This window comes from Yoonia sp. JB2-21, assembly GCF_055693545.1.
Map to the genome: position 1 here is coordinate 1,138,928 of NZ_JBVFUC010000001.1, position 20,566 is coordinate 1,159,493.

Genomic DNA, 20,566 nt, shown 5'->3' on the forward strand with positions numbered 1-20,566 from the left:
CACGTTTCCTTACCTACTCCAACGCAAACCATGCATCGGGGTTCACGGGACTTTGCCCTTGTCTGACTTCAAGATAAAGGGCTTGGGCCTCCTGCCCAGCCGCATTGCCCAAATTTTCGGTCAAAATCCCGTCATTATATCCGGCACCATCCCCCAAAAGCCCGATTGGCGCGCCTTGCGGCAGGACCTGGCCTGCCTCTCCAAACACCTCTGCAAAGCCCGCAAGGACGAATAGCACGTCTGCTGCCGGTTCAAGAATGACCACATTGCCGTAATCCAGCAGGGGGCCCTGAAACAGAATGGTAGCGCCAACAGGTGCCGTCACCAATGCCCGTGGTGGCGCGCCGATACGTACGCCGGGCCGCCCACTGTTATCATCGGGCAGCACGATACCTGCGACCGGCAAGGGCAAATCGCTGCTTGGGGTCAGCGTGTTGGTTTCATCTGGACGCCCCTCTGCAACGACAGTCGCGAAATCGCCAAGCGTTTCTGCGCTGGCCACCAAAAGGGCGGTTTGCACCGGGTCATCTTCAAACCGTGCAGGCAAATCCGTGCGTTCCGACACGGCCTGCCCCAAAGCTGCACGCGCAGTTTGCGCGCCTTGCAGCCCATCCGCGAGGGTTTGCGCGGCTGTCTGCTGTGCGGCACGCAAAGCTTTTGTTTCGGCCAAGAGTGTATTCAGGCGCGCAACCTCTGTTTCCAGACCGGGGGTCAGATCCGCCACCAGCATACCGGCGCGGGCTGTATTGACGGGCCCCTGCGGGTGCGTGCGCAGGACGGGAAGTGGTGTCTTGCTGATCGCCGACAAAACCCCCAACAACTGCGCAAACTCTTCGCGGCGCAACAAAAGCTCATCTGCCAGAATAGCCTCTTGCAGAGCTGTTTCGCGCTGTTCCGCGCGCATTGCCGCCAATCCGGCCTCGTAGGCCTGAACAGTCTGCGTGAGTGCCGCAATCCGGTCACGTGCGCCTTCTGCGGCCTGCAATTGCGCCTGTGCCGCCTCCAGCTGCGACGCTGCATCCAGCGCTGTCTGCTGACCAAGCGCCACAGAGCCAAGACACATCAGAAGGGCGGCAATCCGTATCATGTCTCGATCAGGCTCCGCCCTGTCATTTCCGGTGGCAGATCCAACCCCATCAGATCAAGGATCGTCGGTGCCAAGTCCGCCAGACGACCGTTCCGCAAGGTTGCACCCTCAGGGCCGCCCACCAACGCGACCGGTACGGGGTTGAGCGTGTGGGCCGTGTGCGGCCCGCCAGTTTCGGGATCAATCATGGTTTCGCAGTTGCCATGATCTGCGGTGACGATCATCGCACCACCCGCCGCCTTCAACGCCGTCAACACCTGCCCCAAGCCACTATCGACCGCTTCGCATGCTTTGATGGCAGCGCCCAGATCACCTGTATGCCCGACCATATCGGGGTTGGCATAATTGGTGACGATCAGGTCGTAGCCCGCTTTGATGGCTTTGACAAAATGCGTGGTAACCTCGTCCGACGACATCTCTGGTTGCAGATCATAAGTCGCAACCTTGGGCGATTTTGGCATATGGCGATCTTCACCCGCTTCTGGCGTCTCGACGCCGCCGTTCAGAAAGAAGGTGACATGCGGGTATTTTTCGGTTTCGGCAAGACGGAACTGACGCAAGCCATGTTTGGCAACCCAGGCGCCCAGCGTGTTCTGGATATCGCGCTTGGGAAAGACGGTGTCGAACCAGACATCATGCTTGTCTGAGTAGCTGACCATGCCCAGAAGGGCGGCGAGCTTTGGCTGTTTGCGCGCGAAACCATCAAAATCCGGATCCGCAATCGCCGCAAGGATTTCGCGGGCGCGATCGGACCGGAAGTTGAGGCAGAACAGACCATCGCCGGGCGCGACACCGGCATAGTCGCCAACAACCGTGGCGGGGATAAACTCATCCGTCTTGTCTTGGGCATAAGCGGCACTGATCGCCGCGGCCGGCGTATCTGCATGATCGCCCTGCCCATTGATCATGGCCGCATATGCGGTTTCTACCCGCTCCCACCGATTGTCGCGATCCATCGCATAGTAGCGGCCGATCACCGTCGCGATTTTTGCGCCCGCTGGCAGGCTTGCTTCGAGCGTCGCCATGAAATCCATTGCCGACGATGGTGCCACATCCCGCCCATCGGTGATCGCATGGATCGCAACGGCCACGCCTGCATCCGTGATCGCCTTGGCGGCGGCAACGACATGCTCAAGATGCCCATGAACGCCGCCATCCGACACGACCCCCATAAGATGCGCCGTCCCGCCATTGGCTTTCATCTTGGCAATGAAGGCCAACAAAGCCTCTGCCTCAAAGAAGGACCCATCCTCGATAGAAAGCTCAATCTGCCCCAGATCCATTGCGACAACACGGCCTGCGCCAATATTTGTGTGGCCAACCTCGGAATTGCCCATCTGGCCAGATGGCAGGCCAGCGTCATTTCCATGTGTCAAAAGCTGCGCATGAGGCCCTTGCATCACCGCATCAAAATGGGGGGTGTTGGCCTGCTTGGGTGCATTGCCCGCGACCTCGTCGCGCAGACCCCAGCCATCAAGAATACATAGAACAACGGGTTTTGGTGCAGGCATGCGAAGGTTTCCTCAATCTTTCTTGGTTCTCTACCGCAGGTCACGTTTCAGGGAAACCACCCTGCGCTATCATCTTGCCCAAAAACTCTCGCCGGAGGCATCCTCAGGCCCGATGATAAGGACCACCGGCAAGAATTGACGCACTCCGGTACAGCTGTTCAGCCAACATCACCCGGACCAGCATGTGGGGCCAGACCATTTTACCAAAGCTGAGCGACGCATCCGCCCGCGCGCGCAAGGTGGGATCAATGCCATCCGCGCCACCAATCACAAAGCTGACGTCCTGCCGCCCTTGGTCGCGCCATTCAGCGAGAAGGGCTGCAAAGTCCGGCGAGCGCATGAGTTTGCCGCGCTCATCCATTGTACAGATCAAAGCGCCATCAGGCACAGCGCGTTCCAGTAAAGCGGCCTCGGCTGGCATCCCACCACCCTTTTTGTCTTCCACTTCGATCAATTGCGCAGGGCCAAGCGCCAAGGCCCGGCCTGTCCGGTCAAACCGGGTCAGGTAGTCGTCATAAAGGTCACGCTCGGGCCCTTTGCGCAAACGGCCCACAGCGCAGATCTGGACGCGCATCAGACGGCGGTCGCCGCCCCGGGCTGCCACATCTTTTCAAGCTGATAGAACTCGCGCACTTCGGGACGGAAGATGTGCACGATGATATCGCCCGTGTCGATCAGCACCCAATCGCCAATGTCTTTGCCTTCGGTCTTGGGGATGACCCCGAAATCCTGTTTGACTTTTTCGGCCAGCTTTTCAGCCATCGCCGTGACCTGACGTGTTGAGCGCCCCGACGCGATGACCATATAGTCACCGATTTCGGACTTACCGCGCAGATTGATCTGTACGATGTCTTCGCCTTTGTCGTCTTGCAGAGATTTCAAAACAGCCGCCAAGAGGCTTTCGCTGTTCGCAGATTTCGAAGCGGTCATTGCTGAGGCTCCGATGGTGGCTGGTGTTCCAGCCGCTGTAGAAAGAGACAGTTCATTGTCCTCCTTAAAGCACGTCGTCATGGCCCCGACGCGAGGGCATAGTTGAAAAGTAGCAATGCCCGGCGCATTTTTCAACATTTCGCTTAGGGGCAGACGGCCATGTCGCGGATTTCTTCTACCGACGCAACAGCAGAAAGCGGCCCGTTGCGCACCAGTGGCAGGAATGCACCGCCCGTCTCAAGGCGCAACCGCACGCTGACGCGCGCATCCGTGGCCGGGCCCGTGCCGGTCAAACACGGCGACAAGGTCACCGCTAAGGACCCGTTTGTAGCGGCATCATTTTCAGCGTTCCATCGCCGCGCGGTCGCTTGCAAGGCGCGCACCGCGACCAGATCAGCAGATGCGAAACGGTATATCGAACCTTCGCGTTCCAACATAAAAACGTCGGACTGAGCCTCTTGCGTATCAGAGCGCGCCACGCTGAAGATGAATTGCGCGCTTCCCGGCTTGATGTCGATGCCGGCAGGCAACGCCAGATCAACCGCAAAGCCCGCCGGATCAGCGGTCGTCGGGGATAGTCCGCTTGGGCGCATCGCAGTCGACGGGACAATGCTGCCGCAGGCCGAGAGAACGATGATAGATAGTATTATGAATCGCATACGAATCTCCTTTGACAAGGTATTTTTATTGTTTTACGATAAATTATAGAAATCGAAAGGTGAAAAATGTCCAAGCTAGAGCATGTTTCGAAATGGGCCGCCATTCTGCGCGGCATCACGATTGCAGCAATGGTGGTTCTGCCCGTGGCAATTCTTGGCGGACTGTTCACGACGCCATTGGTACCTGAGGCCTTGAATGGCACGCTTCATGGTGCGCCCGTCTCACCAGATGCCACGCAGGGACAGCTGATCACGGTTGTTGTTCTTAATCTTATCAGCCCCTTGATCCTGATCTTAACGCTGAATGAAATGCGCAAACTCTTTGGCGCTTATGTCGCAGGTCAGGTGCTGACCGAGAACAGCGCGCGGCTGATCCAGCGGATAGGTCAGGGGTTTCTGGCGTTGGCCATTGTTCCGTTTATCCTGCGGCCCATCCAGACGGTTTTGCTCACCCTCGCCAATCCACGTGGCGAACGCAGCTTCGCTATCGGCCTAGACAGCGATATGATTTTCTTTGCCCTGTCAGGTGGATTGATCATGATCATCGGTTGGGCCATGCGCGAAGCCTCTGACCTCGCGGCAGAAAACAAGGCCTTCGTATGAAGGATCTCTCGATTGTCGTTCGCCTTGATGTGATGCTCGCCCTGCGCAAGATGAAGTCCCGGGATCTGGCGCAGGCCGTTGGCATTACCGAACAAAACATCAGCTTACTGAAGTCTGGCAAGGTCAAAGGCATCCGCTTTGAGACCCTCGCCAAGATTTGCGCCGTGCTGGAGTGTCAGCCGGGTGATTTACTAGAGGCCGCTGAATTAGCCGATGACGCAGACTTTATGCGCGCGGGTCGATGAAAGCCTTACCGTCAGGCAGCCCCAGAACCTCTGGCAGTTTGGTCATCGCGTCGGATAGCGGCACAACCCCTGCAACATCCGTTTTCCATGCCCCCTGCACAAACCGCTCCTGAATTTCCGCGAACGCGGCAGGAACGCGCCCCGGATCGACGGATTTCATCCACCGGGTCAACCAAAATCCTTCGATCTGCTTGCCACGAAAAATCATCTGACCCAATTCGGTGAGCGCGGGTGCGTCTGTCGACAGCTTGCCATAATTGACCCAACGCGCATGGCTGGGCATCGCAAAAAACAGATCAGCGATGAACTGGTCGCCGACGGCATCCAGCAGGATGCGCGGCTTGAGCGTTTTGAAGATGGCTTGCGCCATCCCCAGCGGATCAGCTTGAGCGGTGGCGATCACCTCTGCTGCGCCAAGTTCTTTCAGTGCCGCCGCCTGTTCTGACCGCCGCACGACAGCAATGGGCTTGATGCCGTGGTCGCGGCCCAAGGCGATCAGAAGCTTGCCCAGCTGTGAACCGGCCGCGTTGAGCACGAAACTATCCGCGCCACTGTCCTTGACGATGTCAAACATCGCGATGGCAGTCAGCGGGTTCACCAACTGCCCGGCGGCATCAGTGTCCGACAGGTCAGGGCGACAGGGGACCAGCCCACTGGCGTCTGTCATTGCATATTCTGCCCATGTGCCGGACGCCGTCGCAAAGAAGCTGACCCGTTTCCCATCCAGAGCACCACCGCCAGCGACCACTTCGCCCACGCCTTCAAATCCAGCCGGCACACCTTTGATACGCGGCTGACCGTATTCACCTTTGATGAAATGGATGTCCGAGGGGTTTACGGCAGCTAAAATCACTTTGATCAGCGCCTGTCCCGCGCTGGGCGTCGGCACCGGGATCGTCTCATCCGCCAGAAATGGCGTCAGGTCCGTGATATGGGGCCCCGTCTGCGTGCCTGCATACCCGTCTCGGGTTTGGATCAGAGCACGCATGGTATCGGGCAATGTCATAGATCAAACGTCGCAAAAACCGGCGCGTGATCGCTGGGTTTTTCCCATCCACGGGCGTCGCGCAGCACCCGACTGGAGTGGGCGGCGTTTTTGATATCCGGCGTCGCCCAGATATGATCGAGCCTGCGACCCTTGTCCGCGGCATCCCAATCCTTGGCGCGGTAGGACCACCAGCTATAGAGCTTGCCTTCGGTAATATCGTTCCGGGTGACGTCGGACCACGCGCCAGCATCCATCACATCAGCAAAATGTTCCACCTCAATCGGGGTGTGGCTGACCACTTTGAGCAGTTTCTTGTGGTCCCAGACGTCATCTTCGCGGGGTGCGATGTTCAGATCACCGACAAGGATGGATTTTTCAGGTTTGGCTGCATGATAGGCGTCGCGCATGTCGGTCAGATAGTCGAGCTTGTTGCCGAACTTCTCATTCACTTCACGATCCGCAACATCGCCGCCAGCTGGCACATAGTGGTTGTGGATCGTCACGCCATTCTCCAATCGGCCAGCGATATGGCGCGCGTGGCCAAGCTGCGCGTAATCCTCTGCACCCGCCTCGACCATTGGAATTTTGGAAAAAATTGCGACGCCGTTGTACCCCTTTTGCCCGCGCGCAACCATGTAGGTATAGCCCAGCGATTGGAACTGCTCGAGCGGGATTTTGTCCACCGGGCTTTTGCATTCTTGCAGGCACAGCACGTCTGGGGCCTCGTCGCGCATCAGCTTGGCCACGATGTCTTCGCGCAGGCGGACTGAGTTGATATTCCAAGTGGCTAGCGTGAAGGGCATAATTTCGGCTTTCGATTTGGGTTATGCGACAAGCGCGTTTGCAGGAGTGATATACCCAGTCTGCGTGCCGCGCCAATTCTTAACGGCGGGTTTCATCCGGGCAATGGTAGCGGGATGCGCTGCATCCAAGACACCCAGTTTGACCAGGATCGCGGCAATCGCCGCCTCGCTCGCGCGGGTCGCGCCATCGGCGATCTTGAGCGCAACACCGAGGCGTTTCTCAGGGACAATCGCGATAAAAACACCCTCCGCCCCTGTCTTGACAGCAACTTTGCCATTCATTGCCCGCATCAGGTCGGTGCAGGCGCGGGTTTCGCCGGCGACCAGTGCGGGATAGGTTGCCATCGCCTGCGTCAGTCTGGCGGCAGCCGTGCTGCGCGTGTCTGAGCGGTCTTGCGCGCTTGCGAAAAACGCCATCGCCCGGGCGAGCCCGTGGACCGTGCAAGCGTGGTTCGGCGCAGAGCATCCATCGATCCCGAACATAGGGCTGGTTTCTTGCGTGACCTCCTCGAACGCACTTTTGCAGGCTTGCTGTACGGGGTGGTCAATCTGTTCATAGTCAGGACCCGCTTTGAGATGTTGGGTCAGCGTCAGAAAGCCCGCGTGCTTACCCGAACAATTGTTATGGATCTGGCAAGGGTCCGCGTGGGCGCGGATCAGATCATAGCGCGCATCCTTGTCGCTTGGCATTTGCGCGCCACAGCGAAAGGCATCGTCGGACAGCCCCAGATCTTTCAACCATGCGCCCACCCGATCAGTGTGAATAGCTGCACCTTGATGCGAGGCGCATGCGAGTGCCAGTTGTGCGTCCGTGAGATTGGCCCCTGCCCCGCTTTCCAAAAGCGGCAGAGCCTGAAGCATCTTGCATGATGATCTTGGAAAGATGATTGCCGCCGGATCCCCCCACGCCGCGACGATCTGACCCGTATCATCGCACACAACTGCGTGACCCTGGTGGACGCATTCGCGCAGGTCTCCGCGCCAGACTTCGACCAGATCAACGGGATTTGCCATTCTTTTGCCTTTTTGGATTGTATATGTCGTTTGTGTAGCGCAGAGCACGTCGCAAAGAGGGCTTTCCCCTGAGGGCGGATTTTTGCTATGCTCTACGCTATCGAGTTGAACAACGCCTCGCTAGTCGAAAAGGTGCCGCCAGATGCGCCGCAGACCAGATGAGGCATCCAGAGGCAAGGACAGCTTGGAGGCTGTAATATGATTTTGAATTTTTCGCGTATGATTGGTGTGTCACTGGCACTTTTGACGGCAAACGCAGCTGTCGCACAGGAAGAAAGCGACAACCGCGTCTCGGCCAGTACGGACTGGAGTGTTTTTGTGGAAAGCGACCCAACCGAATGCTGGGCCGTGTCCGCACCCAAAGAAACCGTCAACTCCCGCGATGGCAATACCGTTGACGTCCGGCGCGGAGATATCCGCCTGATCGTCTTTTATCGCCCGTCCGAAGATGTCAACGGACAGGTCATGTTCACCGGCGGCTATCCTTTCGCCAACGATTCAACCGTCAGCCTGCAAGTCGGCGAAACAACATTCCAGATGTTCACCCAAGGTGAAACCGCTTGGCCTGCAACAGCGGAAGACGATGCAAAATTTGTTGCCACAATGAAGCGTGGCGCCAACGCTGTTCTGACAGGACGTTCCGGTCGCGGTACGCAAACGCAGGACACCTTTAGCCTTTTGGGCTTTACCGCTGCTGTTGAAGAAGCCGCGAACCGCTGCTCTGGCTAAGCTGCAAATCAGGTTTATGAAAGAGGCGGTTTCCTTGTGGAAGCCGCCTCTTTCTCTTATATCCCTCCAGAACCCCAACCGAGAGATCGTTTTATGGACGCCAAGGCCCCGATCACGCAGGACGTGCTGACCATTCCGCGCAAGCTGCCCGATGGACCGCTCAACCTGATTGGTCTGTCGCGTGATCAGATGCGCGATGCGTTGATTGCGGCTGGTACGGCTGAAAAGCAGGCGAAAATGCGCGTTGGCCAAATCTGGCAATGGATTTACCATTGGGGCGTGCGTGACTTTGATGCGATGACCAACCTGTCCAAAGACTATCGCGCGATGTTGGCGGACACTTTTGTCATCGCACTGCCAGAGGTTGTGACACGTCAGGTATCAGACGATGGCACCCGCAAATATCTTGTGCGCATCGCGGGCGGGCATGAGGTTGAAGTTGTCTATATCCCCGAAACCGATCGCGGCACATTGTGCATTTCCAGTCAGGTCGGCTGCACGCTGACCTGTTCGTTCTGTCATACGGGCACGCAAAAGCTGGTGCGCAATCTGACAACAGCCGAGATTGTCGGCCAGATCATGGTCGCCCGCGACGACCTGGGTGAATGGCCCGCACCCGGAACCCGCAACACCGACGACGCGCGCCTTTTGTCCAATATCGTGCTGATGGGCATGGGTGAGCCGCTGTATAATTTTGAAAACGTCCGCGACGCGATGAAGATCGCCATGGACCCCGAGGGGATTTCGCTGTCGCGCCGCCGCATCACGCTGTCGACATCTGGTGTGGTGCCCGAGATTGCGCGCACGGCGGAAGAGATCGGATGTCAGTTGGCCGTGTCGTTCCATGCGACGACAGACGAGGTGCGCGACCGCCTTGTACCGATCAACAAGCGCTGGCCGATTGCAGAATTGCTGGACGCCTTGCGCGTGTATCCCAAGGTGTCGAATTCGGAGCGCATTACCTTTGAATATGTCATGCTCGACGGTGTGAACGACAGCGATGACGACGCGCGCCGCCTGATCAAACTGATCGAGGGGATCCCGGCCAAGATCAACCTGATCCCCTTCAACGAATGGCCCGGCGCACCTTACAAGCGCTCTTCCAACAACCGTATCCGCAAGTTTGCCGATATCATCTATGATGCAGGCTATGCCTCGCCCGTGCGTAAACCGCGCGGTGAAGACATTATGGCGGCCTGTGGCCAGTTGAAATCAGCGACGGAACGCACACGCAAGTCCAAAGCGCAGATTGCGCAAGAGGCCGGACTTTAACCCGCCGTTTACCATGCTGGCACATGGTTGCGGGATGAAACAGTGACGCTTCGGGTGCCATCCGGGATGGTTTTGACCCTCAGACAGATCGCGGAGGATCAGGATACGTGTGTAAGCGACGTGCTCCACAGCGCCCATCAAACGCGACTTGTCTAGGCCCACTGGCCGCGAGCGCTTCTCGCTGATGATTTGTCCTACGCAATCCCTTGGGGTTGAACGCCAGATATGTTTGAACTCTACATTAAAACACTGATCCAAATTAGTAGAGCAGACCTTTGCTGGGATCGCAGCGAAGGTGCCGGAAGAGCCCAACTCGGACATCGTGTTTTCATACAGCACCCGCACACAACACGAAAGATAGCTTCACGTGCGCAATCATTGCTGCTGTCAGGCAACCTTCGGCTGTGCAATTCCTGCTTGGCCTTACAATGATCTGTAACGCGGTGCTTTCAGCATTTTTCCAAGCACCGCTATCACCTTGCGTGATTGATCAGTTTTGCCTTGCCAGCTGAACCCAAATCTCGCAGCATAAGGGTGCTGGATTGACGATGGCGTCGTCATAGCAATGCATTGCACCTGCACCCCAACCATCCTGAACGCCGGGATCTTGCTTTGCCGCTGCGTTGTCAGGAAGGTTTGCATCCCTTCACGCGCACCGGCGCTGACTGAAGGAACTAGGATGGCACGCCCACAACACTACCGCTTTCACCAAGGTGAAAAGGTCCTCCCGTTTTCAAATGCTGAATATGACGGCCGGCTTGCCAAGCTGCGCGCCACGATGGCCGATGAAGGTGTTGATGCTTGCGTCTTCACCTCGATGCACAACGTCGCTTACTATTCCGGCTTTCTTTATTGCGCATTTGGCCGGCCCTATGCACTGGTTGTTACCCAATCCGAAAGTGTAACCGTCAGTGCGGGCATTGACGCGGCCCAGCCGTGGCGCCGCAGTCATGGCGACAACATCACCTATACAGATTGGGAGCGGAACAACTATTGGCGCGTGATCGTATCGGTCACCGGCATAAGCAAGTCCATCGGTTACGAGGGCGATCACATCAGCATTGCGCAAAAGGCGCTTTTGGATGAATTTCTGCGTCCAAACGCGAGCAAAGACATCGCACCCGCAACGATGGTTCAGCGGATGCATAAATCTGTTGCTGAAATCGAACTGATCCGCCATGGCGCGCAAGTGGCCGATGTGGGTGGTTATGCGATCAAGGATGCGATCAAGGCGGGGACCCGCGAAATTGATGTTGCAATGGCTGGTCGCGACGCAATGGAGTTGGAGATTGCCAAGCGCTTCCCGGATGCAGAATACCGTGACACGTGGGTCTGGTTTCAATCAGGCCTTAACACAGACGGCGCGCATAACCCTGTGACGGGGCGGGTTTTGGAACGCGGCGACATTCTAAGTCTGAACACGTTTCCGATGATCTCTGGCTATTACACAGCGCTTGAACGCACGTTGTTTGTGCAAGAGATCGACGCCGCCAGCCTGAAGATTTGGGAAACGAATATCGCTGCCCATGAGTACGGGATGAGCCTACTGAAACCCGGTGCCACCTGTGCTGAGGTCACCCACAAGATCAACGCGTTCTTCGAAGAGCATAACCTGCTTCAATATCGTAGTTTTGGCTATGGTCATTCGTTCGGCGTTTTGTCGCATTACTACGGCCGCGAGGCTGGGTTGGAATTGCGAGAGGACATCGACACGGTGTTGGAACCCGGCATGGTCATCTCGATGGAGCCGATGCTGACCATACCCGAAGGTCAGGCCGGGGCGGGGGGTTACCGCGAGCATGATATACTTGTCATCAACGAAAACGGGAACGAAAATATCACTGGTTACCCATATGGACCAGACTTCAATATTGTTGGCTAGGGTTATGCAGGAAGGTTGGCGCGGTCCCCTGTTTCACGCCGGCCCTCTAAACAGGGATACGGACATAGCCAACGAGTATGTGTGGTGTACCTTACGTCGTCCTGGAACACACTTGGTTATGTCCTTGCGTTCTGGTTCGTCATTTTGCACCCTTCCTGCAAACTGTTCAGCGGCACTGGCCGATAAGATGCAAATTGCACCGAAGGGAAACCATACCCGATGTTAGACGCTAGAGACGCCTTTGTTGCCTTCGAACGTGTGCAAAAAAGCTATGACGGCGAAACACTTGTGGTTAAGGACCTCAATCTTGCGATGCCGAAGGGTGAGTTTCTTACGATGTTGGGACCATCAGGGTCCGGCAAGACGACCTGCCTGATGATGCTGGCCGGGTTTGAAACAGCCACCCACGGCGATATTACGCTGGACGGCGTGTCGATCAACAATATCCCGCCGCATAAGCGTGGCATTGGCATGGTTTTTCAGAACTACGCGCTTTTCCCGCATATGACAGTGGCCGAAAACCTGTCGTTCCCGCTTGAAGTGCGGAAAATGGGCAAGTCAGAGCGTGAGGAAAAGGTCAAACGCGCCCTCGACATGGTGCAGATGGGCAGCTTTGCGGGTCGTCGTCCAGCGCAGCTATCAGGTGGCCAGCAACAGCGTATCGCATTGGCCCGTGCGTTGGTTTTTGAACCAGAGTTGGTTTTGATGGACGAACCGCTCGGCGCGCTGGACAAACAACTGCGCGAAACCTTGCAGTTTGAAATTACAAATCTGGCCCATGATCTGGGGATCACCACTGTCTACGTCACCCATGATCAGACAGAGGCGCTGACCATGTCTGACCGTGTTGCCGTTTTTGACGATGGACGAATTCAGCAGCTCGCCTCGCCGGATGAGCTTTATGAGAAACCCATGAATAGCTTTGTGGCCCAGTTCATTGGCGAAAATAATACACTTGATGGTGTTGTGCAGGAGATTCAGGGCGACACCTGCATCGTCAAACTGGATAGCGGGGACATCATTGATGCGGTGCCGGTCAACGTGAGTGAAGTTGGCGAACGTACGAAGGTCTCTATTCGGCCAGAACGTGTCGAGTTTGACGGCGAGCGGCTGCATGCCGATGCGCATACGCTCAAGGCTGAAGTGCTTGAGTTTATCTACATGGGTGACATTTTCCGCACCCGTCTGCGTGTCGCTGGTACCGATGAATTTGTGATCAAGACACGTAATGCGCCCGATCAAAGGCGGCTTAAGCCGGGCGAGATGATCGAAATCGGCTGGTTGGCGGAGGATTGCCGCGCGCTGGACGCCTGAACGCAATAAGGAATTACGGTCGCCCGGACCGTGGTTCTTCAAATACCAAACCGGGCAAAAACTATGGGAGAAAATAATGAAAACCAAGATCAAATTGATGGCCACGACATGCCTGACGCTGACCGCAACAGTGGCTGCGTCAGACGGGCATATGGCCGATGAACTGACAATCGTTAGCTGGGGCGGGGCTTACTCAAACTCGCAGCAACAAGCCTATCACAACCCCTATATGGAAAACACAGGCATCAACATCATCAACGACGAAAGCTCGGCCGAGGCTGTGGCGAAACTACGTGCGATGAACGAAGCAGGCAACGTCACTTGGGATGTTGTTGACGTTGTTGCATCCGATGCGATCCGCCTGTGCGACGAAGGTCTGGCGCTGGAAATCGACCATGATGAGCAGTTGGCGCCGGGCGATGACGGCTCAACCGCGTCAGATGACTTTGGTGATTTGCTGGTATCTGACTGTTTTATCCCACAGATCGTGTATTCGACAACCGTTGGCTATCGCACTGATCTTGTGGGCGACACAGCACCGACCGACATTTGCGCGATCTTTGACACGGAAACATACCCCGGTCAGCGGTCACTTGAAAAGCGCCCGATCAACAACATGGAGTGGGCACTGCTGTGCGACGGCGTTGCCAAAGAGGACGTCTATGACGTTCTGGAAACTGATGAAGGTCAGGCGCAGGCCTTTGCCAAGCTCGACACCATTAAAGACAGCGTTGTTTGGTGGTCTGCTGGTGCGGATACACCACAGCTATTGGCCGATGGTGAGGTCGTCATGGGTTCAACCTATAATGGTCGTTTGTTTGCTTTGATCGAAGAGCAGAACCAGCCGGTTGCCATGTTGTGGGACGCGCAGGTGTTCGACCTTGATGGTTGGATCATCCCCACAGGCCTCAGCCCAGAACGCGAAGCGCGCGCGCTGGACTACGTTCGGTTTGCCACAGATACGCAGCGTCTGGCAGATCAGGCGAAATACATCTCTTACGGTCCGGCACGCGCATCATCCGCACCGTTGGTCGGTCAGCACGCCGATCTTGGTATCGACATGGCCCCGCACATGCCAACTGACCCTGCAAACGCGGAGAACACGTTCTTGTATAACTACGAGTGGTGGGCAGATTATCGCGATGATCTGGACGCAAAGTTCCAGGCGTGGTTGACACAGTAAAACCAAAAACATCAGGGGTGTCGCCATGTGTGGCGCCCCTGATATCTGTGGCCGCAGGGAGCGTGTGATTTGACAGAAGTATTGGCAGCAGATGGTCGCCCGTTGAAGGCATCACTGAACCGCGCTTTGCGCCGCCAGAAAGTCCGCGCGCTGGCTCTTATTGCACCTTTGTTGATTTTTATTCTGGTGTCCTTCGTGATGCCGATTGCTGACATGTTGTTCCGATCCGTCGAGAACCAAATCGTATCGGAGACGTTGCCGCGCACCGTCCAAGCCTTGGATGGGTGGGATGCCGACAGTGGTGTGGCCCCAGATGAGGATGTTTTCGCCGCCCTTTACATCGACATGGCGTTGGCGACCGAATATAAGACTCACACGCGTCTGGGCAGCCGCCTTAACTATGAACTGACTGGAATTTCATCGCTATTTCGCAAGTCGGGCAGAGGGGTTGGTCGGTTTGATACTGATGTCTACACCGATGCCTTCCAAGACGCTGACCCCACCTATGCTGACCCCGCCCAATGGGACGCATGGATGACTGATGAGGCGGTACGCGATGCTTTGCCCCAAACCGCCGCAACCTATGACGCATGGGCGCAGATGATCGTTGAGGCAGAGGATGATATTCCTGCCGAAGAAGAGCCTTGGGATTTTGTCTATACCGCTCTTTACCAAGATGCCGTGGCCGGGGCGGCCTTGCCAATCGCTGTTGATCTGGCTGGCGTGGAGCCCGTGTCACTGCAAGCGCAGTTTGCCGATGTAGACGATGACTGGCTGGACCCCGAGGTCTGGCAAACCATCAAGATCTACGCGCCTGAATACACCAGCGGGTACTTCCTGAACTCCGTTGACCTTCTCAAAGGTCCTGGCGGGATCGAAGCACGCCCGGAGAACGAACAGATCTATGTCACCCTGTTTATCCGCACGATGATCATGTCGCTGTCGATTATGGTGATGTGCGTGCTGCTGGGCTATCCGATCGCATGGCTGTTAGCGAACCTGCCGGACCGAAAGGCGAACCTGTTGATGATCCTTGTGTTGCTGCCCTTCTGGACCTCGCTATTGGTGCGTACGTCTGCGTGGAAAGTGCTGTTACAGCAACAAGGTGTGATCAACGATATTCTGGTCTGGGTCGGCATCGTGGCCGACGGTGGCCGCCTGCAACTGATAAACAACCAAACCGGCACGATAATTGCTATGACGCATATCCTGTTGCCCTTCATGATCTTGCCGCTTTACTCGGTGATGAAGACGATCCCGTCCAGTTACCTGCGGGCGGCCAAATCGCTTGGTGCTACCGATTGGACCGCCTTTTGGCGCGTCTATTTCCCGCAATCTGTGCCGGGCATCGGGGCGGGGTGTATCCTCGTGTTCATCCTGTCCATCGGGTACTACATCACGCCGGAACTGGTGGGCGGGACCAAGGGTGTCTTTATTTCAAACCGGATTGCCTATCACATCTCAAGTTCACTGAACTGGGGTTTGGCGGCGGCGCTTGGCACCATCCTGCTAGCTGTCGTGTTGATCCTTTATTGGGTCTACGATCGGATCGTGGGCATCGATAACGTTAAGTTGGGGGGCTAGATCGTGTCAGCATTGCCGCCATATGCGTCCACCGGGCAGCGGGTCTGGTACTATAGTTTTCGCATAATCTGCGGGATAATTTTTTTCTTTCTGATCGCCCCCATCATCGTGATCATTCCGCTGTCGTTCAATGCCCAGGATTTCTTTACCTTCACGCCCGAGATGCTTTCGTTGAACCCCAAGGGATTTTCGACCAAACATTACGAGGATTTCTTTACCAATTCCGACTGGCAGTTGGCGCTACGGAATTCACTGAAAATTGCGCCGGTGGCCACGTTGCTGTCGGTAACATTGGGGACTTTGGCGGCGATCGGCTTGTCGCAAAGCCATGTGCCATTTCGACGAGCGATTATGGCGATCCTCATCTCGCCCATGATCGTGCCGTTGATCATTTCCGCGACGGGCATGTATTTCTTTTATTCCAACCCATATATCCCCACACCCTTTGGCAAGATCGAGCTGCCGTTCACCCTGACGGGCACTTATCTGGGCGTGGTACTGGCCCATGCGGCCCTTGGCATCCCTTTTGTGATCATCACCGTCACCGCGACCCTAGTGGGGTTTGATCAGTCACTGACGCGGGCCGCGGCCAATATGGGTGCGGGGCCAGTAACCACATTTTTCCGGGTACAAATGCCGCTGATCCTTCCTGGCGTTGTCTCGGGTGGATTGTTCGCCTTTATCACGTCGTTTGATGAGGTTGTTGTGGTGCTGTTTGTGGGCTCTGCCGGGCAAAAAACGCTGCCATGGCAGATGTTCACCGGTCTGCGCGAGCAGATCAGCCCAACCATTCTGGCGGTCGCCACCATCCTGATTGGGCTTTCGGTCTTGCTGTTGTTTGTGCTCGAACTCTTGCGTCGCCGATCAGAGCGGTTGCGCGGCATGTCGCCAGGCTGATGCGATGAAACTGGTTACACCCGAATTTGATGCTCCTGATGATGCGGAAACGCGCCGCGCTGTTACTCCGGTGATCTGCTATCCGCCTGACGCACTGCCTGCACCACCATTGGCGGACCTGCGCAAAGGCGCGCAGCTGTCGGGTCAAATCACGGCCGCCCCGCGCGAAGCGGCCTGCATTGACGTCCCTGCAGGTTGCTTCTTCCGCATCACAAGCGTGGATGGTCCACAAGTGGGTGATTTGAACCTTTGGGCCAAGTCCGACATCACCGAACGGTTCTATTCTGGCAAGACGCGCGCGCTACATGGTACGCATTTGTCGACTGGCGATCGGATGTGGTCGAGCTTTCCGCATTTGCGCCCGATGGCCACGATCACTGCCGATACGCTTGATTGGTATGGTTTTGATGCCTACGGTGGGTCTGTCCATGATGTCATCGGAACGCGCTGCGATCCTTATACGGGGCGGCTGTTGTCAGGGCATGACTACCACCATTGCTGCCACTCGAACCTGACCCGCGCTTTTGCTGATCACACTGGTTTGTCATTGCATGAGGCCGAGGCGCATGTGCATGACGTCCTGAATGTGTTCATGTGCACCGGGTTCACCCGCGACACCGGCCAGTATTTCATGAAAGCCAGCCCTGTGCGCCCAGGTGACTATCTTGAGTTTCGTGCTGAAATTGATTTGATTGTGGGTCTGTCCGCCTGTCCGGGCGGCGATTGTTCGGATGAACATTCATCCGACAAAACCACCTGCTATCCACTTTTGATAGAAGTTTTTGATCCCGGCCACGCCGCAAGGCAAGCCCATCAAATACCACTATCATCGGCCTATGATGGCAGCCACGGGAGGTAGCCTGACAGCATGTGCAGCTGGACACCGACACATACATGACCACGAACGTGTCCGGCAGCTGCCTGCTTATGTGCCCCGCTGAAACAATGTCCCAACACCCGATAGCGACATCCCCGGGCTTGCAATTTCACCCAGATGCCATGCGAGAACCTGATTGCTCGACAAAACAGGTTTGTTGAGTTGCTTCTCGATCTGCGCGATCACATCCAATGTTCGCAAGTTAGTGCAAGACAAAAACACGGCCTCACAATCCGGGTTTTGACCAACGTCAATTGCTGCTATCTTGATCGCATCGGGCAGAATGCGCACCACTTTTTCTTCTACTGGCTCGTCGAAACTTGTGAACTGGGTGACGATAATACCGGCATGGGCCAACACTGCGCGCAGCCGATCTGAAACGGCCGCGATATAGGGGCTGACCAAGCCGATGCGGGTTACCTGCAATGTCTTGCATGCTGCGATCAGAGCAGAAACAGGCTCAGTTACAGTTGGGGTAGAGACACCGGCTTGAACAAGCGCCGCGATGCGCTCTGCGCCGATCTGAGCTGTGCCGGAGGTGCATCCATAAGCGACGGCTGCAAGTTTGGCTCCCATTGGAAGCAAGCTGGCAGCCTGCGTCAGCGCAGTCTCCATTGATTGCAGGCTATCAGGTGTTACTCTCTGTCCAGAGGGGACTCGTGTTACGAGGAATTCGACATTCTGTGGAAGAAGAATGCGCATATCGCGTTCAAGCGTTTCATCGGATTGCAGGACGATCAGGCCAATCTGTGTGGGGCGATGGTCGACGGATACAGGCACTACAAAATCCGGATTTGGTGATCTTGCGGCGTAGACAGATATTCCGCGCCGCCATCGCGGATCACAACGTTTTCTTCATGCACCATGATCTTATTATTCGTTAACTTTATCGAAGGTTCCAGCGTCAGCACCATGCCTGGGGCCAACAGGGTGTGATCGACAGCGACAATAGATGGCCATTCGGTTAGTTGCATGCCCAGGCCATGCCCAACACGCCCTACTTCCATCGGCAGCCCATCCGGGTTGGTGATTGCATTCATAGCGTAGAACAGGTCAGATATCACTGCGCCGGGCTTGGCGGCCTCGCGTCCAGCCGCCGCAGCATCAACCAGTCTTCCATGAGCCAGCTTAACTGCATCGGATGGGAAACCCACGCTGAAGTTGCGATCAAAGTCGCAAAAATACCCATCCCACACGAGCCCCGTGTCCAGCATCAGCACGTCACCTTTGGCCAGTGTCTTGTCTGTCGCTGGCGAAATAACATCGCCATAGCCACCTTGATCTGCCGCACCTGCAAGGTAAGGTACCCAATCGGCACCTTCATCCAAACAAAGCGCCTGAAAGGATCGGAACACGCGCGATAGCGACACCCCAGTTCGGGCAATGTCAGATACGCGATCAAAGGCCCGATCAGCGATCTGAGCGGCGATCCGAATTTTGTCAATCTCGGCCTCAGATTTGATTGTGCGTAAGTGCTGCGTGATGCAGTGATCAGACTGAAGGACTCGCGTTTCAAGCTCTCCCTCAAGCGTCTTGAGATCGCGCAGCGGCATACGCACATGGCTTTCCATCTGGTCTGCAATGCCAATCTGACCTCCCACCGGGGTAACTTCGCGCAGGGCCTCAGCAAGCAGCCCAATGCCGTCATCTTCGAAATTTGGCGCTTGCCAAGTTCGTATGTCCTTGATCCAAGTTTGGCCCATCAAATGCGCGCCAATCAATGGAATGACCGCGATTGGCGCGCGGTCTATGGGTACGATCACAAACCAGGGGCGGGTAGGGCTTTCCCAAAAACGGGTCAAAAACCCTGTGTAGTATCGCACCTCTGGCTCAGTCGTGAGCAGAATTGCTGACAATCCGGCTTCTGCCATGAGGTCTTGCGCGGCTCTCGTCCGCTGTTCAAATTCAGCATCCAGAAAGCCACGTCGCGGGGCGGGCATCATGTTGCTTCTTCGCTGAGGATGACGAGCACACGAGACTCTTCAGACAAACCCAATGCCGCGCGATCAGCTTGCGCGGCCAGCAAGCCAGCGAAACCAGCTGCGCCAGACGATGTTGATGCGTATCCGGCAGCGGCGCAAGCGGCACTTCCTGCGGCGCCCTCAGCCTCTGTAATCAGGACGAAATCATCTGCGTCATGCGCCAGTCCTTTCAAAGCGATCAACGACGGTTCTTTGCAATCTAACCGTCCCATTTGTGAACTTGGTCCGGTTGTGATCTGCGGGCTTCCAGCCTTGATCGACGCAAAGATTGCGGGTGCCGCGTCAGGCTCAACCACAATGATCCGTGGCACGTTTCCCCATGCTTTGCGAGCATAAGCTGCACTCGCCGCGGCCAGCCCACCAACCCCTGCTTGCAAAAAGATATGACTGGGTACAGCGGGCATCTGTGCAATAGCTTCATGCATCAAAACCAGATAGCCCTCCATCAGCGTGTGAGGCTTGTTGCAATATCCGTCCCAAGAGCTGTCAGAGAGAAGGATCCATCCGTTTTCTTTGGCTGCAGCGGCGGCACCCGACATACTTTCTTCATAAATTGCACCATGCCTGCGTACGTCCGCACCTAGTCCACGTAGTCGATCTGCGAATACCTCTGGTACTGTATCAGCAAGAAAGATCACCGCCCGCGCGCCGAACGCCTGCGCAGCTGCGGCAACCGACAGGCCGTGATTGCCGGCACTTGCGGTCACATAGGTTTGGCGCGACACGTCACCATTATGAGCGTCGACCGCAATGACATAGGCCGCCCCCAAAGCTTTGAAGCTACCCAGCCCCATCCGGGCGCGCTCATCTTTCATATGGACGTGACCCACGCCGGCTAGCTTGGCGAGTTCAGGATCGTTTTCCAAAGGGGTTTCGCCAGCAACAGGACAGTGCGACAAAAGCGACAAAGGACGAGCCGCGTCGACACTCGGCGATGGCATATGCGCAAGAGTCTGGATCAATGCCGCGGTTTGCGTGACAGGTTTATGTAAGAACTCCATTCCAC

At 56.4% G+C, this 20,566-nt stretch carries 21 protein-coding genes; 10 read left to right on the top strand and 11 right to left on the bottom strand.

What is annotated here, in order from left to right; genetic code table 11:
- Positions 1–13: 13 nt before the first annotated feature.
- The 5 genes from ACZ1G5_RS05700 to ACZ1G5_RS05720 form a co-directional block, all read right to left on the bottom strand.
- Positions 14–1,087 (bottom strand): murein hydrolase activator EnvC family protein, encoded by a 1,074-nt coding sequence (locus ACZ1G5_RS05700; RefSeq protein ID WP_472731926.1) that lies wholly within the window; start codon positions 1,085–1,087, stop codon positions 14–16.
- On the bottom strand, positions 1,084–2,598 hold the full coding sequence (gene gpmI, locus ACZ1G5_RS05705) for a 2,3-bisphosphoglycerate-independent phosphoglycerate mutase (RefSeq protein WP_472731927.1): 1,515 nt from the start codon (positions 2,596–2,598) through the stop codon (positions 1,084–1,086). The genes ACZ1G5_RS05700 and gpmI overlap by 4 nt, the downstream gene beginning before the upstream one ends.
- A 103-nt stretch (positions 2,599–2,701) precedes the next feature.
- Positions 2,702–3,172, bottom strand: a complete 471-nt coding sequence (rlmH, locus tag ACZ1G5_RS05710; protein ID WP_472731928.1) for a 23S rRNA (pseudouridine(1915)-N(3))-methyltransferase RlmH — start codon at positions 3,170–3,172, stop codon at positions 2,702–2,704.
- Complete coding sequence (gene rsfS, locus ACZ1G5_RS05715; RefSeq protein WP_472731929.1) at positions 3,172–3,609, bottom strand: ribosome silencing factor; 438 nt, start codon at positions 3,607–3,609, stop codon at positions 3,172–3,174. Before rsfS ends, rlmH begins: the two co-directional genes overlap by 1 nt.
- A 62-nt stretch (positions 3,610–3,671) precedes the next feature.
- Positions 3,672–4,187 carry a hypothetical protein gene (locus ACZ1G5_RS05720; RefSeq protein ID WP_472731930.1) on the bottom strand — a complete coding sequence of 172 codons (516 nt, stop codon included), beginning with the start codon at positions 4,185–4,187 and terminating at the stop codon, positions 3,672–3,674.
- A gap of 66 nt (positions 4,188–4,253) precedes the next feature.
- Here ACZ1G5_RS05720 and ACZ1G5_RS05725 point away from each other — a divergent pair, with 66 nt between their 5' ends.
- Both ACZ1G5_RS05725 and ACZ1G5_RS05730 read left to right on the top strand, forming a co-directional pair.
- Positions 4,254–4,790, top strand: a complete 537-nt coding sequence (locus tag ACZ1G5_RS05725; RefSeq protein WP_472731931.1) for a hypothetical protein — start codon at positions 4,254–4,256, stop codon at positions 4,788–4,790.
- On the top strand, positions 4,787–5,035 hold the full coding sequence (locus tag ACZ1G5_RS05730; RefSeq protein WP_472731932.1) for a helix-turn-helix domain-containing protein: 249 nt from the start codon (positions 4,787–4,789) through the stop codon (positions 5,033–5,035). Before ACZ1G5_RS05725 ends, ACZ1G5_RS05730 begins: the two co-directional genes overlap by 4 nt.
- Here the strand turns inward: ACZ1G5_RS05730 and ACZ1G5_RS05735 are convergent.
- From ACZ1G5_RS05735 to ACZ1G5_RS05745, 3 genes are read right to left on the bottom strand one after another with little or no spacing between them, the layout of a single operon-like run.
- A complete protein-coding gene (locus ACZ1G5_RS05735; protein WP_472731933.1) occupies positions 5,016–6,041 on the bottom strand; it encodes a zinc-binding dehydrogenase in 1,026 nt (341 codons plus the stop codon). The two genes, ACZ1G5_RS05730 and ACZ1G5_RS05735, sit on opposite strands and share 20 nt — an antisense overlap.
- Complete coding sequence (gene xth / locus ACZ1G5_RS05740) at positions 6,038–6,826, bottom strand: exodeoxyribonuclease III (RefSeq protein ID WP_472731934.1); 789 nt, start codon at positions 6,824–6,826, stop codon at positions 6,038–6,040. The genes ACZ1G5_RS05735 and xth overlap by 4 nt, the downstream gene beginning before the upstream one ends.
- Before the next feature lie 21 nt (positions 6,827–6,847).
- Positions 6,848–7,840, bottom strand: a complete 993-nt coding sequence (locus ACZ1G5_RS05745) for an asparaginase (protein ID WP_472731935.1) — start codon at positions 7,838–7,840, stop codon at positions 6,848–6,850.
- A 198-nt stretch (positions 7,841–8,038) separates the two neighbouring features.
- On the opposite strand from ACZ1G5_RS05745, the gene ACZ1G5_RS05750 reads away from it, so the two are divergent.
- The 8 genes from ACZ1G5_RS05750 to ACZ1G5_RS05785 all read left to right on the top strand — a co-directional run bounded on the left by ACZ1G5_RS05750 (position 8,039) and on the right by ACZ1G5_RS05785 (position 17,560).
- Positions 8,039–8,569 carry an invasion associated locus B family protein gene (locus tag ACZ1G5_RS05750; RefSeq protein ID WP_472731936.1) on the top strand — a complete coding sequence of 177 codons (531 nt, stop codon included), beginning with the start codon at positions 8,039–8,041 and terminating at the stop codon, positions 8,567–8,569.
- Between the two features lie 93 nt (positions 8,570–8,662).
- The gene (gene rlmN / locus ACZ1G5_RS05755) at positions 8,663–9,841 is read left to right on the top strand and encodes a dual-specificity RNA methyltransferase RlmN (protein ID WP_472731937.1); all 1,179 of its coding nucleotides are present in this window, start codon (positions 8,663–8,665) and stop codon (positions 9,839–9,841) included.
- Positions 9,842–10,520: 679 nt separating this feature from the next.
- Positions 10,521–11,723, top strand: coding sequence for an aminopeptidase P family protein (locus tag ACZ1G5_RS05760; RefSeq protein ID WP_472731938.1), 1,203 nt, complete (start codon positions 10,521–10,523; stop codon positions 11,721–11,723).
- Positions 11,724–11,942: 219 nt separating this feature from the next.
- Entirely contained in the window at positions 11,943–13,037 is a 1,095-nt protein-coding gene (locus tag ACZ1G5_RS05765) for an ABC transporter ATP-binding protein (RefSeq protein ID WP_472731939.1), read from the top strand.
- A gap of 76 nt (positions 13,038–13,113) precedes the next feature.
- A complete protein-coding gene (locus ACZ1G5_RS05770; RefSeq protein ID WP_472731940.1) occupies positions 13,114–14,220 on the top strand; it encodes an extracellular solute-binding protein in 1,107 nt (368 codons plus the stop codon).
- Positions 14,221–14,289: 69 nt separating this feature from the next.
- Positions 14,290–15,804 carry an ABC transporter permease gene (locus ACZ1G5_RS05775; RefSeq protein WP_472731941.1) on the top strand — a complete coding sequence of 505 codons (1,515 nt, stop codon included), beginning with the start codon at positions 14,290–14,292 and terminating at the stop codon, positions 15,802–15,804.
- Between the two features lie 3 nt (positions 15,805–15,807).
- On the top strand, positions 15,808–16,701 hold the full coding sequence (locus tag ACZ1G5_RS05780; RefSeq protein WP_472731942.1) for an ABC transporter permease: 894 nt from the start codon (positions 15,808–15,810) through the stop codon (positions 16,699–16,701).
- Between the two features lie 4 nt (positions 16,702–16,705).
- A complete protein-coding gene (locus ACZ1G5_RS05785) occupies positions 16,706–17,560 on the top strand; it encodes an urea carboxylase-associated family protein (RefSeq protein WP_472731943.1) in 855 nt (284 codons plus the stop codon).
- Between the two features lie 66 nt (positions 17,561–17,626).
- On the opposite strand, the gene ACZ1G5_RS05790 is transcribed toward ACZ1G5_RS05785, so the two are convergent.
- From ACZ1G5_RS05790 to ACZ1G5_RS05800, 3 genes are read right to left on the bottom strand one after another with little or no spacing between them, the layout of a single operon-like run.
- Positions 17,627–18,358: a maleate cis-trans isomerase family protein gene (locus ACZ1G5_RS05790; RefSeq protein WP_472731944.1), complete on the bottom strand. Its 732-nt coding sequence runs from the start codon at positions 18,356–18,358 to the stop codon at positions 17,627–17,629.
- Positions 18,358–19,518, bottom strand: coding sequence for a M24 family metallopeptidase (locus ACZ1G5_RS05795; protein ID WP_472734282.1), 1,161 nt, complete (start codon positions 19,516–19,518; stop codon positions 18,358–18,360). The genes ACZ1G5_RS05790 and ACZ1G5_RS05795 overlap by 1 nt, the downstream gene beginning before the upstream one ends.
- Positions 19,518–20,561 (bottom strand): pyridoxal-phosphate dependent enzyme, encoded by a 1,044-nt coding sequence (locus ACZ1G5_RS05800; protein ID WP_472731945.1) that lies wholly within the window; start codon positions 20,559–20,561, stop codon positions 19,518–19,520. The genes ACZ1G5_RS05795 and ACZ1G5_RS05800 overlap by 1 nt, the downstream gene beginning before the upstream one ends.
- Positions 20,562–20,566 lie beyond the last annotated feature (5 nt).

Excerpts from the sequence above, each read along its gene's own strand:
- ACZ1G5_RS05735 (WP_472731933.1), bottom strand. The coding sequence starts at position 6,041 with ATGACATTGCCCGATACCATGCGTGCTCTGATCCAAACCCGAGACGGG.
- xth (WP_472731934.1), bottom strand. The coding sequence starts at position 6,826 with ATGCCCTTCACGCTAGCCACTTGGAATATCAACTCAGTCCGCCTGCGC.
- ACZ1G5_RS05785 (WP_472731943.1), top strand. The coding sequence starts at position 16,706 with ATGAAACTGGTTACACCCGAATTTGATGCTCCTGATGATGCGGAAACG.
- ACZ1G5_RS05725 (WP_472731931.1), top strand. The coding sequence starts at position 4,254 with ATGTCCAAGCTAGAGCATGTTTCGAAATGGGCCGCCATTCTGCGCGGC.
- ACZ1G5_RS05700 (WP_472731926.1), bottom strand. The coding sequence starts at position 1,087 with ATGATACGGATTGCCGCCCTTCTGATGTGTCTTGGCTCTGTGGCGCTT.
- gpmI (WP_472731927.1), bottom strand. The coding sequence starts at position 2,598 with ATGCCTGCACCAAAACCCGTTGTTCTATGTATTCTTGATGGCTGGGGT.
- ACZ1G5_RS05720 (WP_472731930.1), bottom strand. The coding sequence starts at position 4,187 with ATGCGATTCATAATACTATCTATCATCGTTCTCTCGGCCTGCGGCAGC.
- ACZ1G5_RS05770 (WP_472731940.1), top strand. The coding sequence starts at position 13,114 with ATGAAAACCAAGATCAAATTGATGGCCACGACATGCCTGACGCTGACC.
- ACZ1G5_RS05760 (WP_472731938.1), top strand. The coding sequence starts at position 10,521 with ATGGCACGCCCACAACACTACCGCTTTCACCAAGGTGAAAAGGTCCTC.
- ACZ1G5_RS05795 (WP_472734282.1), bottom strand. The coding sequence starts at position 19,518 with ATGCCCGCCCCGCGACGTGGCTTTCTGGATGCTGAATTTGAACAGCGG.
- rlmH (WP_472731928.1), bottom strand. The coding sequence starts at position 3,172 with ATGCGCGTCCAGATCTGCGCTGTGGGCCGTTTGCGCAAAGGGCCCGAG.
- rsfS (WP_472731929.1), bottom strand. The coding sequence starts at position 3,609 with ATGACGACGTGCTTTAAGGAGGACAATGAACTGTCTCTTTCTACAGCG.
- ACZ1G5_RS05765 (WP_472731939.1), top strand. The coding sequence starts at position 11,943 with ATGTTAGACGCTAGAGACGCCTTTGTTGCCTTCGAACGTGTGCAAAAA.
- ACZ1G5_RS05750 (WP_472731936.1), top strand. The coding sequence starts at position 8,039 with ATGATTTTGAATTTTTCGCGTATGATTGGTGTGTCACTGGCACTTTTG.
- ACZ1G5_RS05730 (WP_472731932.1), top strand. The coding sequence starts at position 4,787 with ATGAAGGATCTCTCGATTGTCGTTCGCCTTGATGTGATGCTCGCCCTG.
- rlmN (WP_472731937.1), top strand. The coding sequence starts at position 8,663 with ATGGACGCCAAGGCCCCGATCACGCAGGACGTGCTGACCATTCCGCGC.
- ACZ1G5_RS05800 (WP_472731945.1), bottom strand. The coding sequence starts at position 20,561 with ATGGAGTTCTTACATAAACCTGTCACGCAAACCGCGGCATTGATCCAG.
- ACZ1G5_RS05745 (WP_472731935.1), bottom strand. The coding sequence starts at position 7,840 with ATGGCAAATCCCGTTGATCTGGTCGAAGTCTGGCGCGGAGACCTGCGC.